Origin of the sequence: Fulvimarina pelagi HTCC2506 (assembly GCF_000153705.1) — a bacterium.
GTDB lineage: Bacteria > Pseudomonadota > Alphaproteobacteria > Rhizobiales > Rhizobiaceae > Fulvimarina > Fulvimarina pelagi.
Map to the genome: position 1 here is coordinate 3,032,162 of NZ_DS022272.1, position 16,527 is coordinate 3,048,688.

A 16,527-nucleotide genomic window follows, 5' to 3' on the forward strand; every position below is an offset into this window, starting at 1 on the left:
CCATACCCCAAAAAGGCGGAAATCTCAACATTAAAGTGATTCTCACCAGGAAATCCCGGTGTGGACACCAGCACTTGCACAAAAACCGGAGGGAAACGTGCGCTGCAGCATAGTAATTGTGCGACTGCGCGCCGTTGTTCTTCCCATACGTCATCGAACTGTCAAAAAGCCGGACCCGACGGCGAATTGACCGACTGTCCAACTGTCGCTACCTGCAAGTCATGACGATCAAGCCGCTCATCATTCTGCCCGATCCGGTTCTCCGGAAGACGTCCGAGCCCGTGGCGCGGGTCGACGACGCCTTGAAGCGCTTCGCCGACGACATGCTGGAGACGATGTATGAGGCACCCGGCATCGGGCTCGCAGCGATTCAGGTCGGTGAACCCTTGCGGATGCTGACCATCGACATCTCTAAGGAAGAGGAGGCGAAAGAGCCGCGGGTCTTTCTCAATCCGGAGATCGTTTCGCGCTCGGAAGATTTCAGCGTCTACGAGGAAGGCTGCCTCTCGATCCCCGAATATTTCGCAGAGGTGGAGCGACCGGCGCGCGTGTCGGTGCGCTATCTGGGGCTCGACGGGGAGATGCACGAGGAGGAGGCCGAGGGCCTTCTCGCCACCTGTCTGCAGCACGAGATCGACCACCTGAACGGCGTGCTGTTTATAGACTACCTGTCCAAGTTGAAGCGCGACATGGTGATCAAGAAATTCACCAAAGCGGCGAGGACGAAGCGGGTGACGGCTTAGCCGATCCCACAGATCCGGAACGCGTCGTCCTCGGTCCAATCTTCGAAAGGTGTTCGCGTAGCCTTAAAGCCGACCGGCTCACCGTTCAGCTCGCCCGTGCCGGCGAACAGATTGAGGTCGCAGCTGAGCGGATCCTCCTCCTGTAGCTTGTCGTAAGCTTCGTAGGTGAACCCGGCCACGCGGAACCGGCCATCGCGATATGCAAGCGTGACTTTCTGCTGCCAGGCGTTGCGGCCGATGCCGGTGTTTTCCGTTTCGATGCGCAGCGAACCGTTCTCTAGCGCGGTGAGTTGCGGCACCTGTCCAGCCATCAGCGGACCTGCGCCCCACGCCGCCGCCTTGCGATGAAGGGCAAGGGCGAGCTTGCCCGGCGGCGTATCTTCGCCCGCGCCTTCGAGAAAGACGTAGAGATCGGAATCGGTCGCATCCTCGTCCAATGGCAAGACGATCATCGCCGCATCCATAGTGCCGTTGCCGTCGAAGTCTCCGGTCGCGACCGCGACGATGTCTTCGGGCGCGAAGGCGCCCGCCGCTGAACCCTGCGCGACGGCAGGGAAAGGTAGCGAGCTAATAGCTGCATATGCGGATGCGATCCATAAGAGGCGCGCAAACGGGAACAACATGCGTTTCGATCCTCCACGGAGAGCGCCTTGCGCAAACAAATATGCGCTGAAACCAGCCTGCATCTTTCAGAGGAAAACGTGAAAGTGAAAGCCATCCCTTGCTCATAGCGCAGTTCGACGCGTAAAAGCCGCAGAAATAATCTGAACGGGCGCTGTCCTGGCCTGCCTACCGTTCGCTCATCCATAAGCATGATACGACCGCTCTTCGCGTTTCGGCCGATCGCCGCCACGCAGAGCATAGCCATGGGACAGACCAGCCCGATGACGACGCCTTCGACCGCCAGCGCCGGCTCCGAAACCCGGCTTGCCACCATTCTCGCGATTTCCGCCGGGTGCCTGATCGCGCTGCTCACCTTCGGCCCACGTTCCGCGATCGGCTTCTTCCAGCTGCCGATGATCACCGATCGCAGCTGGACCCGCGAGGACTTCGCGCTCGCCATCGCGATCCAGAACCTTTTCTGGGGCGCGGGCCAGCCGATCTTCGGCGCGATAGCCGACAAGTTCGGCACGGCGAAGGTGCTCGTTCTCTCCGGCCTCCTCTATGCCTCAGGGCTTGCCGTGACGGCGATTGGCGAAGCACCGATCTGGCTCCTCATCGGGCAGGGGCTGCTGGTCGGCCTCGGCGTCGCGGCCGGTTCCTTCGGTATCGTGCTCGCGGCCTTTGCCCGGCGGGTGACGCCCGAGCAGCGCTCCTTCGTCTTCGGCCTCGGTACGGCGGCGGGTTCGGCCGGGATGTTCATCTTCGCGCCCTTCACGCGTGGCCTGATCGACGCCTTCGGCTGGGTCGACGCCCTCTTCATCATGGCCGGAACCATGCTGATCATTCCGTTTCTCGCCGTTGCGTTGAAGGGCGCGCCTAAGGTGGGGTCGGCGCTCTCGACCAACCAGATCGAGCAGACCATGGGCGAGGCCCTGCGCGAGGCTTTCGCGACGCGCAGCTATGTATTGTTGACGAGCGGTTTCTTCGTCTGCGGTTTCCAGGTAGCCTTCATCACCGCACATTACCCCGCCTTTCTCGCCGATCGGGGCATCGATCCCTATTGGGCGGTGGTCGGCATGGCCCTGATCGGCTTTTTCAACATCATCGGCTCGCTCGGCTCCGGCGTCATCGGGCAGAAAAGTCCCAAGCCGATCCTCCTCGCCCTTATCTATATCGGCCGTTCGATCGCGGTGGCGGCATTTCTCCTGATGCCGATCACGCCGGCGAGCGTCGTCATTTTCTCGGCCGTCATGGGCGTTCTCTGGCTCTCCACCGTGCCGCCGACAAACGCCCTCGTCGCGATCATGTTCGGCACGAAATATCTCGGGCTGCTGGGTGGTACGGTATTCTTCTCCCACCAGGTCGGCTCGTTCCTCGGGGTCTGGCTGGGCGGCTATCTGCGCGAGACCACCGGGAGCTACGACCCCGTCTGGTGGCTAGGCGTCGCACTCGGCGTCTTCGCCGCTATCGTTCACTGGCCGATCGAGGAGAAGGCCGCGCCGAGGCTCAACCCTGCGACGTGAGCTTCACGCACAACAATGGCTGATCTGAAGGGCGATGCGGGTCGCCGCACCGCGCTGATCGCCAGCCTGATCGTCGTTGGGACGGGCGCGCTCTGGGGGTTCTACTGGTACCCTGTCCGCCGTCTCGACGCACTCGGGCTTTCGGGCGCGTGGGGTTCGCTTGCAATCGTCGCCAGTGCCGCGGTCCTGCTTCTGCCGCTCGCCGTCATGCGACGCGAGCGGCTCGCGCGAGCGGGCTTCCCGGCATTGGCTTCGATCGCGATTGGCGGGGCGGCCTTCGCCTTCTATTCGGTCGGTTTCGTCTACGGCCGTGTCGCGATCATCATCCTGCTGTTCTTCCTGACCCCTGTCTGGTCGACGCTGATCGGCCGCTTCGTGATGGGCTGGCCCATCACCGGGCTGCGCATCGCGGCGATCGGGGTCGGCCTCGCCGGGCTCGGCGTCATGCTCGGGGCGGAGGGCGAGATCCCAATCCCGCGCGGTACGGGGGAATGGCTGGCGCTCGTCTCCGGCATTCTCTGGTCGATCTCGACCACCGGCATGCGAGCGAATGCGCCGCTCGGCCCCGCGGAGTCCGCCTTTGTCTTCGCATTCGGCGCTTCTGTGGGCGCGCTCCTCCTCGCGCCCACGCTCGAACCGTTCCCGACCGGTATCGGTGGCGATAAATTCGTCGTGGCTTTTGGATGGGCCGTTTTCGCCGGAGCGCTCTGGTGGGGCCTCTCCATGGCCGCTCTCATCTGGGCGGCATCGCGCCTGGAGCCTGCACGCGTCGGCATTCTCCTGATGGCCGAGGTGCTGATCGGCGCGCTTTCAGCCGCATGGTTGGCGGGCGAAGCGCTCGGCACGCTGGAACTCGCGGGTGGAGCGCTGGTGCTGATCGCCGGCATACTGGAAATCTGGCCGAGTAAAGAGGAGCCTCAGCCGTCATCGGTTCGATAGCGGTCCAGCTTTTCGCGAACCGCTCCGGGGATCGCGCAGGATCTGTGAGAGCGGGCTTCCACGAACACCTCGACCGTCCGATAGATTGCGTGGACTTCGCCGGTCCGATATGTGCCGAGCGTCAGCTCCAGCGTGACGCTCTTTCCGCCGATGCGGGCGATCTTGCCCTTGATCCACGTGCAGTCGCCGGCAAGCAGCTCCTGCTGGAACTCGGTCTCTGCCTTCAGCGTGACCGTGTGAACGCCGTGGGTCTCCGTCAACGCCCGCATCGAGAGACCGGCCTTTTCCCAAAAGAGGAACGAGGCGTCGTCGAAGACGGGCGCGTACCAGCGCACGTTCATGTGGCCGAACTGATCGAGATGCCAGGGATGGACGACCGATCCGCCGAGATCGACGGCTTTCCACGCATTTTCGTTTTCTGCCATCTGCCCCTCCCGATCGCCGCTACCGGCCAGTCTAGCCGGAAGCGCACGCGGCCGAAATAAAGCTGGTTCGTGAGTGGGGCTCGTCGAGGCCGCGCGGTTCGTAGACATGGCGGGAGAGGAAATAGCGGGTGAGGGTAAAGCCGGTCCTCAGGGTCTCGCCATCTGCCGCACGATCCGTGTCGGTGAGAAAAGCGGGGAGGGCGAGAAGCTTGTCGTGATAGGGCTCACCCGGCTCGCGGCTCACGGCCCGGCCGCTCTTCGGCGAGACGTAGACCAGGTCTTCCTTCGTCCCGCTCGCCGCGCATCGGGCGAGATCGAGGCCGAAGCCCAGTTCTTCCAGAACGGCGAGCTCAAAGCGCAGCATGAGTTCGCCGGCCGTCAGGCGATCCGCATTCAGGTTTTCGATGAGGACGATGAGCCCGTCGTAAAGCCGCGGATGGGGATCGCGCTCGGCAAGAAGCCGCAGGTGGCTCGCGGCCAGCTGCACGCCATGGAGGCCGACGGTGCTTTCCATCAGCCCGCCGGCGCGCGAGGCGACAGGCTCCAGCGCGAAGGCTCCCATATGCTCGTCGAGCCGCGCCCGCCAATGGGCCATCACCGAATTACCGGGCTGGAGAACGGGCCGCATCGCCTTCGATCGCCCGCCCCGCACGAGCCCCAGATGCCGACCGCGCGAGCGGGTCATCAGTTCGGCGATGACGCTGGTCTCGCCATGGCGGCGGACACCGAGAACGACGCCTTCCTCACGCCATTCCATGGGCTGACGCCCCTATTGCTGAACGATCTCGCGGGTCGCATCGAAGGCGATGTCCTTGTTGCGCTCCATGATGTAGCGCAGATCCCAGTCGTCGCGGCAGAGATAGACCGGGCGGTCGTCCCGGTCGCGGACGATCTGGTTGGTGTTGTCCTTGATGAACTGCTTGAGCGTCTGCTCGTTGGCGCATCTGATCCAGCGCGCGACATTGTACTGTACCGGCTCGAAGGTGACGTCGGCCTTGTACTCGCCCGAGATGCGCGAGGCGAGAACGTCGAGCTGGAGCGGCCCGACGACGCCGACGATCCAGTCCGAGCCGATCGTCGGGCGGAACACCTGAACGAGGCCTTCCTGCGCAAGGTCTTCGAGACCCCGGCGCAGTTGCTTCATCTTCATCGTGTCTTCGAGACGTACCCGGCGCAGCACTTCCGGCGCGAAGGCAGGGAGGCCGGTGAACCGGAAAGTCTCGCCCTCGGTCAGCGTGTCGCCCACCTGCAGCGTGCCGTGGTTCGGAATGCCGATCACGTCCCCGGCATAGGCTTCTTCCGTGAGCGAGCGCTCTTGAGCCACGAAATAGATCGGGTTCGAGACCGCGATCGCCTTGCCCGAGCGCACATGGTCGAGCTTCATGCCGCGCTTGAAATGACCCGAGCAGAAGCGAACGAAGGCGACGCGATCCCTGTGCTTGGGGTCCATGTTCGCTTGCACCTTGAAGACGAAGCCGGAAACCTTCTCGCCGGAGGGATCGATAGGGCCCTTGTCCGAGGGCTGCGGGCGCGGCTCGGGTGCATGAGCGGCAATGAGGTCCATCAACCGGTCGACAGCGAAGTTCTCGAGCGCCGAGCCGAAGAGGACCGGCGTCAGATGGCCGTCGCGATAGCTCTGGGCATCGAAACTGGCATAGCCCTCGCCGGCCAGTTCCGCCGCCTCGCGAAAGCCGGAATAGGTCTCGGCGCCGAGTGCCTTCTCCAGCGCCGGATCGTCGAGCCCGCCGTCGAAATGTTTCGTGCCATCGCCCTTCGCCGAGATGAAATCGTGCTCGGCAAGATCGTAGACGCCCTTGAAGAGTCCGCCCTGACCCACCGGCCAGACCATGGGCGCGACGTCCATGGCGAGCTGCTCTTCGATCTCGTCGAGGAGTTCGAACGGATCGCGGCCTTCGCGGTCGATCTTGTTCACGAAGGTGATGATCGGGATGTCGCGCAGGCGGCAGATCTCGAACAGCTTCCGGGTCTGACCTTCGATGCCTTTTGCCGCGTCGATCACCATGATCGCCGAGTCGACGGCGGTCAGCGTCCGATAGGTGTCTTCGGAAAAGTCGCTGTGGCCCGGCGTATCGAGAAGGTTGAAGTTGATGCCGTCCTTCTGGAAGGTCATCACCGACGAGGTGACAGAGATGCCGCGATCCTTCTCGATGCCCATCCAGTCGGATTTGGCGCGCGCCTTGTTGCCCTTGGCACGCACCGCACCCGCCATCTCGATCGCGCCGCCGGTGAGGAGGAGCTTCTCCGTCAGCGTCGTCTTACCGGCGTCCGGGTGCGAAATGATCGCGAAAGTGCGGCGGTTCGAAAAGGCGTTCTTCGCGGAAGGCGCCGATATTGGCTGGTCATCGGCCGCGAGGGCAAGGCTGCTCATAACGGGTTTTCTCAATTCTCTCAGGAGGTCGCGTGCTCTCTTCGCCGACAAAAGCGGCGTCTTCGTGAGGCGACCTTGCGGACAGATGTACGTTTCATCGCATGTCGCACAAGCCGTGACCTTGCGAAACTGCGCCGGTATCAATTTGATTGATTCCCGATTCGTTCCGATGCACCTCTTGCGGAACACAATAAGAACATATAGGCTCGTTCAGGATTTGTTTGGAGGCGCCGAGACGTATGCTTACGCGCAAGCAGCACGAACTTCTGAAATTCATCGACGCGCGGCTCAACGAGACCGGCGTCCCGCCATCCTTTGACGAGATGAAGGATGCGCTCGAACTGAAGTCGAAGTCTGGCATTCATCGGTTGATCACTGCGCTCGAGGAGCGCGGCTTTATCCGCCGCCTGCCGAACCGGGCGCGGGCTCTTGAAGTCCTCAAGCTGCCGGATGCGATGCGGAGGCCCGAGCCGCAGCAACCGGCGCAGCGCGGCTTCAAGCCGAGCGTCATCGAAGGTTCCAAGGGTCAACCGCCCAAGCCGCGGGGCGCTTCGGACGAGGGCGCAGCAAATGAGAACGTTTCAATCCCCGTCATGGGCCGCATCGCGGCCGGCGTTCCGATCTCCGCGATCCAGCACAACACTCATTCGATTTCGATCCCACCCGACATGATCATGGGCGGCGAGCACTACGCCCTCGAAGTGAAGGGTGATTCGATGATCGAGGCGGGTATCCTAGACGGCGACACGGTGGTCATCAGGCGAAGCGAAACGGCCGTTCCGGGCGAGATCGTGGTGGCCCTTGTCGACGACGAGGAGGCGACGCTGAAGCGCTTCCGTAAGAAAGGCGATACCATCGCGCTGGAAGCGGCCAACCCAGCCTACGAGACTCGCATCTTCGGGGCGGACCGGGTGCGCGTCCAGGGCAAGCTGGTCGGGTTGATCCGGCGTTACTGACGGCGATCGTCCCGGCGGTTGTCGCGGCGCGGCAAAACCGACGCCGCCTCTGCACCAAGTTGAATGCGAAGGCCGGATATCAACGCTCCCGAAGCAGGGTTTAGCCTAAGCGCCGTCCTCCGGATTTCCCCGGTTCTCCGGTCCCTGTTCTATTCGGTTGAGGCGAATGAAGATGGCGCGTGTCCGGGCTTTTCCGGATCGTTCGATGGCGAATTCTCCGATGAGGTTTTGCCGGGCGGCATTGTCGATGATGGCTTTTTCGGACTCGTCCCATCGTCGGCCTCAGGCTTGCGCCAGTATTCCGGCCAAGGCGCGTGGCGATGGCGGTTCCAGTCAGCCGGAGCGGCCAACACCGAGCGGCTGACGACGATCTCGCCCGATGACGGATCGCGCGCTATGGCGAGCGACCCGCTCCGGCGCAGGGTCCTGAGGGTGACGAGATGTGCGCCTGAACGGCATCGGCGGGTTCGGGCAGCTCGGGCGACGAAGGCGATCTCGGCGCTATCGCAGGCTTCGCCGAGCAGACGGTAGTCGGTGGTGTAGGCGACAGTGATACCGGACGGAGTTGTGAAGCGGCAGATCTTAGACTCACAGTCTTTAAGCCCGGGGATGAGACCGCGCTCGGTCCCCTCGGCCCGATAGGCACGGTCCCATTGGTCGGAGACGAAGCTGTTGGGCCGGCCCTTGGAATAGGCGATTGTGCCGTTCTCGATAAGCGCGAAAGTCTTGCCGTCCTCGAAGATGAGAAACTCCGGGGTAGCGGCGCGGTCGATGGCCATGACGAGCCCCGTCGCGAGGAATGGCACCGCAAGCCATCGCAGCCGACCGACGGGGATACAGAAGATCAGAAGCGCAGCTGATAGGGTGATCAAGGCCGATGGGCGGACGAGGCCTGTGCTCTGGTCCGGCAGTTGCGAAGCGAGATCGAAGGCGATCGCGATCAACGCGTCGAGGCCCATGCCGACAGCGGTCAACGGGATCGCATCGAGGCCGACCGGCATGAGGACGACGCCGAGCAGCGCCATCGGCATGATCAGCAGCGAGAAGAGTGGCATGACCAGCAGATTGGCGACGAGGCCGAAGGGCGCAAAGCGCTGAAAATGGAAAATGGAATAGGGTGTCGTCGCAAGACCGGCGATCAGCGCCGTGGCGGCGGTTCCCACGAGAAAGAAGAAGACCGTGCGAAGCGCGCCTTCGGATATATCGCGAGAACGCCCGCCGCGATATCTACTGAAGGCTCCGTAGACGCCGACGAGACCGATGGTGGCGGCGAAGCTCATCTGGAAACTAGCAGTCATCACCGCGTGCGGGCTAAGCGCTAGGATCGCGATCGCCGCGATCGACACATTGCGCATGGTGATTGCCGGCCGGTCGAAGAGAACGGCGAGCAGCATAACGAGAAGCATCAGATAGGCGCGTTCGGTGGCGACGCTCGACCCGGAGAGGACGAGGTAGAAGGTCGAGACACCGATCGCGCCCACCGCCGCGATTTTCTTGATCGGCCAGACCAGGGCGAGATGACCGACCAGAACGAGACTTCGGCGGATCGAAACCATGGCGAACCCGGCGACGAGCGCGACGTGGAGGCCGGAAATCGCAAGTATGTGCGCAAGTCCGGTTGCGCGGAGTGCCTCGCTGGTCTCTTCGTCGATACCGTTACGTTGTCCGGTGACAAGAGCAGCGGCGACCGCGCCGGGTTGGCCTGGAATGATCGCGCGGATGCGATCGGTCACCATACCGCGCAGATCGGCCACCGCGATGGCCACCTGTTCCGAAAGCGTTGGCGGTGGACCCTCCGTACTCAACTCGGACCGAGGCTTCGGGATACCGAGGGAGAATCCATATGCTCCAAGGCCTTCGAAGTAGGGTACGAAGGCGAAGTCGTAGCTGCCGGGAAAGGCCGGGCCAGCAGGCGGGCGCAGCCGCACGAGCCCCTCGAAGCGATCACCCGGCCGCATGACATCGTGCTCACCTGCCACGACGATCCGAACGCGCTCCGGCGGACGGGAAAGAACCGGCCGTTCCGTCGAGTTGATGTCAACGAGATAGCGGGAACGCTGGCGATCATCGAGTTCGTGGCCTGCGACGCGTCCCTTGATGAAGACCGTCGCCTGACCGGAGAAGATCGTCGTTCCGGTGCGCCGAAGTTCGAAATGGGAAAAGCACAGTCCGGCCAAGAGACTGGCGAGGACAAGGATCAGCGTCGGGCTCGTTGCGCTTTTCGTAAAGCGGATCGACAGGACTGCGAGTGCGAGAAAGACGCCCAGCACGGCCATGACCGTCAAGCCCGCTCCCAGGCCGAAAACGGCTACGGCGCCCGCAGCCATCGAAACCGGGATCAGATGGAAGGTCGTGCGGTGCGCGCGTTCGTTTTCCCATTCGGCCGCCAGCCATTCGCCGAACTGCGGCAACCGGCTCGAAGCCGCCAATCGGGCCAGCGAGGCCAAACGATCGAGGAGCGCCTCAGGAACGGGCGTGAAGCGCGTGCCCCCGGTGCCTGCTAGATCCTGGTCTGCCGGTTCGCTCAACGCCCGCCGGTCCGTTCCTTGTTTCATGGATGAGCTATGGTACACACCCCGCGAAAAGACGCGACCGAAAAATCGAGCGTTTTGCTATCTGAAATGAATGGAAAAGACATGACGGACGGCGTCGTCACCCGTTTCGCGCCCTCGCCCACCGGATTTCTCCACATCGGTGGAGCGCGCACCGCGCTGTTCAACTGGCTCTATGCTCGGGCCAAGGGCGGCAGAATGCTGCTGCGCATAGAGGATACGGACCGGGAGCGCTCGACACCGGAGGCGGTCGACGCGATTATCGAGGGCCTGAAATGGATGGGCCTCGAGGCGGACGGCGAGCCGGTCTCGCAGTTCGCCAACGGCGACCGGCATCGTGCTGTGGTGGAGGAACTTCTCGCGAAGGGCCAGGCCTACAAGTGCTATGCCAGTCAGGAAGAGCTCGCCGAGATGCGCGAGAAGGCGAAAGCCGAGAAACGTGCGCCGCGCTACGACGGGCGCTGGCGCGACCGCGACCCGTCCGAGGCGCCGTCCGGCGTCGATCCTGTGATCCGGCTGAAGGCGCCGCTCGATGGCGAGACGATCGTCGACGACCAGGTGCAGGGCCGGGTGCGCTTCAACAACAAGGAGCTCGACGACTTCGTGCTCCTGCGTTCGGACGGATCGCCCACTTATATGCTCGCTGTCGTCGTCGACGATCACGACATGGGCGTCACCCACATCATCCGCGGCGACGATCACCTCACCAACGGCGCGCGCCAGGCCCTGATCTACAAGGCGATGGGTTGGGACGTGCCGGTGATGGCGCATATCCCGCTCATCCATGGACCGGACGGCGCCAAGCTTTCCAAGCGGCACGGCGCGCTCGGCATCGAGGCCTATCGCGCGATGGGCTATCTGCCTGTCGCCTTGCGCAACTATCTGGTCCGGCTCGGCTGGGCCCATGGCGACGACGAGATCATCTCGACCGAGGACATGATCGCCTGGTTCGACGTTTCCGAGATCAACAAGGGTGCGGCGCGGTTCGACTTCAAGAAGCTCGAAGCCCTGAACGGCTGGTGGATCCGCCAGTCCGGCGACGAAGCCCTGACGGATCAGCTGATGGCCGAACGTGACGCCTTGCCGAACGGCGATATCCTCAAGGGCGGCCCGGACGCAGAGGTGCGCGCCAGGCTTCTAGCGGCAATGCCTGGCCTAAAGGAGCGCGCCAAGACCCTCGTCGAGCTCGCCGACAGCGCGACCTATCTCTTTGCCCAGCGTCCGCTTCCTTTAGAGGAGAAGGCGGAAACGATCCTCGCCGATGGTGGCCGCGACACAATCGCCGAACTGACGCCGCGCCTCGAAGCGGTTGCCGACTGGGCGGTCGAGCCTCTGGAAGCGGAGGTGCGTACCTTTGCCGAGGAAAAGGGTCTGAAGCTGGGCAAGGCGGCGCAGCCTCTGCGTGCGGCACTCACCGGGCGATCGACTTCGCCCGGCGTGTTCGATGTCCTGGCGGTTCTCGGCCGGGAGGAAGCTTTGGCCCGCCTGAGGGACCAGTTTCCCAGCTAATCGAATCGCTTTCGCGATTCCGGATCGATGATCTATACCGCAGTGCAAGGTCTCAACTTGTTCCGTCCTCACGGATGAAGTAGGCAGAGCAGTGGAAACCTTGTGCGCTGCAAAAACCATTTGATAACAAGAGCGGCTGCGACCGGAAGGGGAAAGAGATGACGGATCAATCCGCGAAGTTCACGATGGACTCCGAACAGGCCGAACTGCCGCGCCGCAGTGGAACCATTGGTCCCGAAGTCGTCGATGTGACCCAGCTTTATAAGGATACGGGTCTTTTCACCTTCGATCCTGGTTTCTCCTCGACTGCCTCCTGCGAGTCGAAGATCACGTATATCGACGGCGACAATGGAATCCTTCTCCATCGCGGCTATTCGATCGACGAACTTGCCGAGAAGGGCGACTATCTCGAAGCCTGCTATCTGCTGCTCTACGGTGAACTGCCAACGGCTCGAGAGAAGGAAGACTTCGTCTACCGGGTGACGCGCCATACCATGGTGCACGAGCAGATGAATCGGTTCTTCACCGGTTTCCGCCGTGACGCCCATCCGATGGCCGTGATGGTCGCTTGCGTCGGTGCGCTCTCTGCCTTCTATCACGATTCGACCGACATCGCCGATCCGCATCAGCGCATGGTCGCATCGCTGCGGATGATTGCGAAGATGCCGACGATCGCGGCGATGGCCTATAAATATCACATCGGCCAGCCCTTCGTTTACCCGCGAAACGACCTCGATTACGCGGAAAATTTCCTCCACATGTGCTTCGCGGTTCCATGCGAACCCTACGAGATCAATCCGGTTCTCGCGCGTGCCATGGACCGTATCTTCACTCTGCATGCCGATCACGAGCAGAACGCCTCGACGTCGACCGTCCGTCTCGCAGGCTCGTCAGGCGCGAACCCGTTCGCCTGTATCGCGGCTGGTGTTGCATGTCTGTGGGGCCCGGCCCATGGCGGCGCCAACGAGGCTGCGCTCAACATGCTGATGGAGATCGGGACAGCAGACCGTATCCCGGAATTCATCGCGCGCGCGAAGGACAAGAACGATCCGTTCCGTCTGATGGGCTTTGGGCACCGGGTCTACAAGAACTACGATCCGCGCGCGAAGATCATGCAGAAGACCTGCCATGAAGTGCTCGACGAACTCGGTGTGCGCGACGATCCGCTTCTTGAGGTCGCGATGGAACTGGAGCGCATCGCGCTGACCGATCAGTATTTCATCGACAAGAAGCTTTATCCGAACGTCGACTTCTATTCTGGTATCACCTTGAAGGCGCTCGGCTTCCCGACCGCGATGTTCACGGTGCTCTTCGCCGTGGCACGGACCGTCGGATGGATCGCCCAGTGGAAAGAGATGATCGAGGATCCGAAGCAGCGGATTGGTCGCCCGCGCCAGCTATATACCGGCGCCCCGCAACGCGACTACATGCCGGTCCAGGATCGCGGCTGAGGCGCCGATCGCGACAGATGAAACGATGACGGACGGGTCGGGACGGATGTTCCGGCCCGTTCCTCGTTTCCGCGACGGCGATCAGAGCACAGGCGGCCTCAAATGCGCTGCCTTCAGTGCCAGGCTGCCACGGCCGTCGGCACCTGTTTTGCGGTAGATCGTGCGGATCTGTGTGCGTGCCGTATGGGGCGAGACACCGCGAACCTCTGCAATTGCGGGCAAAGTGTAGCCTTTGAGGATCAGGCCCATGACCGCTGTTTCAGCCGGCGACAGACCGTGAAGAGCAGCCAGATGCTGCGGATCGACAGTCGGCGGATCGTTCGGGTCGATGATTGTGACGAGCGCGCCCGCGAAGCCGCGATCCATTTCCCGAGCGCCATCTCGCATAGGCGAGACTTCGATCAGTAGCGGTTCGGTGAAGCCCGAGGAGGGGCTGAGCAGTATCTCATGAGCCGGACGGTTCAGCCGGTAGGCCGCGTCGCCAGCCGATTGGATCGCTTTCACAATGCGACGGGTCAACCTTTCGTCACGGGTTCGTAGATGACTATTGCCGCAAAGGGTGATCCCGCCATGCCTGTCCATCGTGGATTTGGCGGCCTCATTAGCGAGAACGATTTCGCCAGACCCTTTTGCCAGCATGAGACCGACGGAGATCCGATCGAGAACGCCGAGCACCGCTTGGTATTTCGCGATCAACCCGCTGATCAACCGCCGTAGACCGAGTGAGGCTGAAAGGTGGGGCGAAAGAAAATTAAGGACGGCATGGGCCGATCGATCGATTTTCTCGCCCTGGCCCGAACAGTGAACGAGTATTCCTGCCCGCCAACCATCCTGTGCGATCATCGGAGCGGCATATCGCGAGCGGGTGCCGAGGCGATTCAGCAGGAATAATTGGTCGTCACGACCGATCAGCTCTTCTTCCGACCATGTGCTGCGGTCGGTCCAGATCTCGCCGGGTTTCAAACCAAGCAAGGTCCGTTCCGCCTGCTCCTCGTAGTGCCGGAACCGAGACAGCCAAGTCTCCGTCATATGAAAACGCTCGGCAAAAAAGCTGCAGACCCGGTCTGGTCGATAGATGTCGTCGAATCCAGAGATGCCGAATATGATCGCGCCGGTGCCGGTCTCGATGGACCCCGCGACACCGTCCAGCGTCTCCTGCCAGCCATCAGCAACAGACGTCATGTCGTAGAGCGCCGGGAGGGTGGCGTAGGTGAGATCTGGGATCGTATGCCGCTCGGTCACCATCAAGTCAAACCATCGGGCGCCTCAAGGACGAACGCCACCGCTTTGGGAATCAGAGAGTACATGGTGCACGCCTCGCGGAAAAAGCCAAGCGTTGGAAAGCAACGAAGAATGGATGGTTCGTGATTCTGACTGAAAGGAGAGTGGAAGCGAGGGCGATGCGGCGATTTTACACGAAACGCATCTGCGGAATGCGGCTCTGGCAATTGCCGAAGGCCTGCTCGACCGTCACCACCACAACGGCCTGAGCGAGCGGCCAAACCTTCTTGATCTCGGCGCCGGCGCGCTCAATCTTTGCTATGCCGTTGACCCGGCAACGGCGCTGCGTTTCGAAGTCGATGAACAGCATGCCGACATGTGGATTGACGGCGATGTTCCCAAGGCTGTTGTAGAGCCCGTTGCCGGAGAAGTCCGGGAAGACGAGGTGGTTGGGGCCGATGACCCGGATGGCCGGCAACGGTCTCCCGGAGCTGTCGGTTTCGCAGCCACGAAAGCTTGCGTCGCAATGACCGTCGGAACTTGCCGTTGCGATGAAAAACATCGGCTGCGCTTCGATGAAGCGGGCAAGAGGTTCCGTGATCGCCGGACGCATCATCGCCCGAAGATTGTTCTCATCCCAGCGATAGCGCGTCGGATACCGATCGCGCATCGCCAATTCACCGGCGTGGCCGAGAGCGTTGTCTGGCAACAGATCCGGCGCGAAGTCCCCCGTACTCCTCACGAGCCGAGCCCCCTGCATTCTGAGCGTGCAACTTGCACCATAAGCTCCCGCTCAGCCAGGTGCAACCTTCAGATGCTGATTTGAATGCAGGCCGGGGCGCCACCGCAATCACGGTGGCTAGACAGATACGTGGAGATCGCTGGAAACGGCCTGCTAATTCGTGCCGCGTTCCAGTATCAGCCTCTATCGAACGCAGTTCTCGGCCGCTACACGGTCGGTCTGAGCGCACTGTGCGGTGAAGTGGTTTCTCTCAGCTTTGACCGCCCGCAGTGCCAGCGTCTTTTCCGCAACGCTTGCCCAGCGCCAGTCTCCCATGGTGGCGTCGAGCAGCCTGCGTGCCTCAGGATCCGGGAAATCCATCGCCAGACCGTCCGCCCGCTCGAGCAATGAGACCTTGACCGCCTGAACCGCCGCATCGCCCCGTTCGAGAACGAGGTAGAGCGTGGCACCCTCGACTGCGATGATGCATTCGCGGGCGAAACGTTCGGCAATATCGTCGTCGAGACCTTGCCTGAGACAATGAATGAAGAACGCGTGAATATCGTCGAAGAAGGCTTTGACTGCAGATCTCAGCTCATAGGGCATGCCGCTATAGCTGTAGGCGAGTTGGAAGCCGATGCAGCGACGACCCTCGGTAAGCGTTTCCACGAGGCCTCCGAGGGCTCTCTCGAAATCGTAGCGCCAGTCGCCGGTGTTTTCCACGTCGGTGAAGATTTCGGCATAGGTGAGAGCGAGAACTTCGGATACGAGCTCTCCCTTGTTTTTGACGTGGGTGTAAAGACTTCCTTTCAGGAGGCCGACACGCTCGGCAACGTCCTGCATCGACGTGCCGGCATAGCCCTTTTCCCGGATCAGATCGCGTGACGCGATGATGATCTGTTCCCGCGACGACTTGACCATGTTCTACCTCCAGTAAACGATCGTTCGTTTCTATGGGAGGCCGGCTGAGCGCGCAAGTGCTGCTGTACAATCGTGCTGCTGTGTATAAGGCTTTTTATGCGTTAGAATAGCATGATGCGCCATGGGGCTGCATAATCAAAAGGTTTGGGCAATTTGCGATGCATCGTCGTCGCAATCGTGCCACAGCCGGCTTTCCTCCAAACTACCGATCTTCCTAGGTCTGCTCGCCTGGAACGGTGACGACGAGGCCGTCATGTTCAGGGCCGAGCCTGATTTGGCACGCGAGACGGGAGGTTTCGTCCGCCTCAAAGGCAAGTTCCAGCATGTCTTCCTCGAACTCGCTACGCGGCACGAGCCGCGCGCGCCAGCTTTCATCGACGTAGACCATGCAGGTTGCGCAGGAACATGCACCGCCGCAGGATGCCTCGATCCCGTCGATGCCGTTGCGGACTGCCACTTCCATCAGGCTAAGGCCAGCCTCGCCGTGAAGGGTTCGCGCGTGGCCGTCCTGGTTGCGCATCGTAATCGTGATCATCGTTCGCTCCTCGCGAGGCTACGGTAGAATTGCGTGCGG

General features: G+C 62.1%; 15 protein-coding genes. 6 read left to right on the forward strand and 9 right to left on the reverse strand.

What is annotated here, in order from left to right:
- The first annotated feature begins 221 nt into the window (after window positions 1-221).
- The gene (gene def / locus FP2506_RS14180; RefSeq protein ID WP_007068225.1) at window positions 222-743 is read left to right on the forward strand and encodes a peptide deformylase; all 522 of its coding nucleotides are present in this window, start codon (window positions 222-224) and stop codon (window positions 741-743) included.
- Here def and FP2506_RS14185 read toward each other — a convergent pair.
- Window positions 740-1,366 carry a hypothetical protein gene (locus tag FP2506_RS14185; RefSeq protein ID WP_007068226.1) on the reverse strand — a complete coding sequence of 209 codons (627 nt, stop codon included), beginning with the start codon at window positions 1,364-1,366 and terminating at the stop codon, window positions 740-742. The two genes, def and FP2506_RS14185, sit on opposite strands and share 4 nt — an antisense overlap.
- Before the next feature lie 261 nt (window positions 1,367-1,627).
- Between FP2506_RS14185 and FP2506_RS14190 the strand changes: the two genes are divergently transcribed.
- Window positions 1,628-2,869, forward strand: coding sequence for an MFS transporter (locus tag FP2506_RS14190; RefSeq protein ID WP_050765161.1), 1,242 nt, complete (start codon window positions 1,628-1,630; stop codon window positions 2,867-2,869).
- A gap of 15 nt (window positions 2,870-2,884) precedes the next feature.
- Window positions 2,885-3,808: a DMT family transporter gene (locus FP2506_RS14195; RefSeq protein ID WP_007068228.1), complete on the forward strand. Its 924-nt coding sequence runs from the start codon at window positions 2,885-2,887 to the stop codon at window positions 3,806-3,808.
- Here the strand turns inward: FP2506_RS14195 and FP2506_RS18110 are convergent.
- From FP2506_RS18110 to FP2506_RS14210, 3 genes are read right to left on the reverse strand one after another with little or no spacing between them, the layout of a single operon-like run.
- Window positions 3,787-4,233: an acyl-CoA thioesterase gene (locus FP2506_RS18110; RefSeq protein WP_007068229.1), complete on the reverse strand. Its 447-nt coding sequence runs from the start codon at window positions 4,231-4,233 to the stop codon at window positions 3,787-3,789. The genes FP2506_RS14195 and FP2506_RS18110 overlap by 22 nt on opposite strands.
- A gap of 31 nt (window positions 4,234-4,264) precedes the next feature.
- The gene (recO, locus tag FP2506_RS14205) at window positions 4,265-4,990 is read right to left on the reverse strand and encodes a DNA repair protein RecO (protein ID WP_007068230.1); all 726 of its coding nucleotides are present in this window, start codon (window positions 4,988-4,990) and stop codon (window positions 4,265-4,267) included.
- A 12-nt stretch (window positions 4,991-5,002) separates the two neighbouring features.
- On the reverse strand, window positions 5,003-6,622 hold the full coding sequence (locus tag FP2506_RS14210; protein WP_007068231.1) for a peptide chain release factor 3: 1,620 nt from the start codon (window positions 6,620-6,622) through the stop codon (window positions 5,003-5,005).
- A gap of 239 nt (window positions 6,623-6,861) precedes the next feature.
- On the opposite strand from FP2506_RS14210, the gene lexA reads away from it, so the two are divergent.
- Entirely contained in the window at window positions 6,862-7,578 is a 717-nt protein-coding gene (gene lexA / locus FP2506_RS14215) for a transcriptional repressor LexA (RefSeq protein ID WP_007068232.1), read from the forward strand.
- A 149-nt stretch (window positions 7,579-7,727) separates the two neighbouring features.
- Here the strand turns inward: lexA and FP2506_RS18115 are convergent, their stop codons facing one another.
- A complete protein-coding gene (locus FP2506_RS18115) occupies window positions 7,728-10,106 on the reverse strand; it encodes a ComEC/Rec2 family competence protein (protein ID WP_050765083.1) in 2,379 nt (792 codons plus the stop codon).
- 108 nt (window positions 10,107-10,214) lie between these two features.
- Between FP2506_RS18115 and gltX the strand changes: the two genes are divergently transcribed.
- Both gltX and gltA read left to right on the forward strand, forming a co-directional pair.
- On the forward strand, window positions 10,215-11,639 hold the full coding sequence (gene gltX, locus FP2506_RS14225; RefSeq protein WP_007068234.1) for a glutamate--tRNA ligase: 1,425 nt from the start codon (window positions 10,215-10,217) through the stop codon (window positions 11,637-11,639).
- A gap of 158 nt (window positions 11,640-11,797) precedes the next feature.
- Window positions 11,798-13,090 carry a citrate synthase gene (gltA, locus tag FP2506_RS14230; protein ID WP_007068235.1) on the forward strand — a complete coding sequence of 431 codons (1,293 nt, stop codon included), beginning with the start codon at window positions 11,798-11,800 and terminating at the stop codon, window positions 13,088-13,090.
- Between the two features lie 81 nt (window positions 13,091-13,171).
- On the opposite strand, the gene FP2506_RS14235 is transcribed toward gltA, so the two are convergent.
- From FP2506_RS14235 to FP2506_RS14250, 4 genes are all read right to left on the reverse strand, one after another.
- A complete protein-coding gene (locus FP2506_RS14235; protein ID WP_007068236.1) occupies window positions 13,172-14,335 on the reverse strand; it encodes a helix-turn-helix transcriptional regulator in 1,164 nt (387 codons plus the stop codon).
- 166 nt (window positions 14,336-14,501) lie between these two features.
- Window positions 14,502-15,053 (reverse strand): pyridoxamine 5'-phosphate oxidase family protein, encoded by a 552-nt coding sequence (locus FP2506_RS14240; protein ID WP_187289054.1) that lies wholly within the window; start codon window positions 15,051-15,053, stop codon window positions 14,502-14,504.
- Window positions 15,054-15,236: 183 nt separating this feature from the next.
- Window positions 15,237-15,953, reverse strand: a complete 717-nt coding sequence (locus tag FP2506_RS18120; protein WP_007068238.1) for a TetR/AcrR family transcriptional regulator — start codon at window positions 15,951-15,953, stop codon at window positions 15,237-15,239.
- A gap of 214 nt (window positions 15,954-16,167) precedes the next feature.
- Window positions 16,168-16,488 carry a 2Fe-2S iron-sulfur cluster-binding protein gene (locus tag FP2506_RS14250; RefSeq protein ID WP_007068239.1) on the reverse strand — a complete coding sequence of 107 codons (321 nt, stop codon included), beginning with the start codon at window positions 16,486-16,488 and terminating at the stop codon, window positions 16,168-16,170.
- Window positions 16,489-16,527 lie beyond the last annotated feature (39 nt).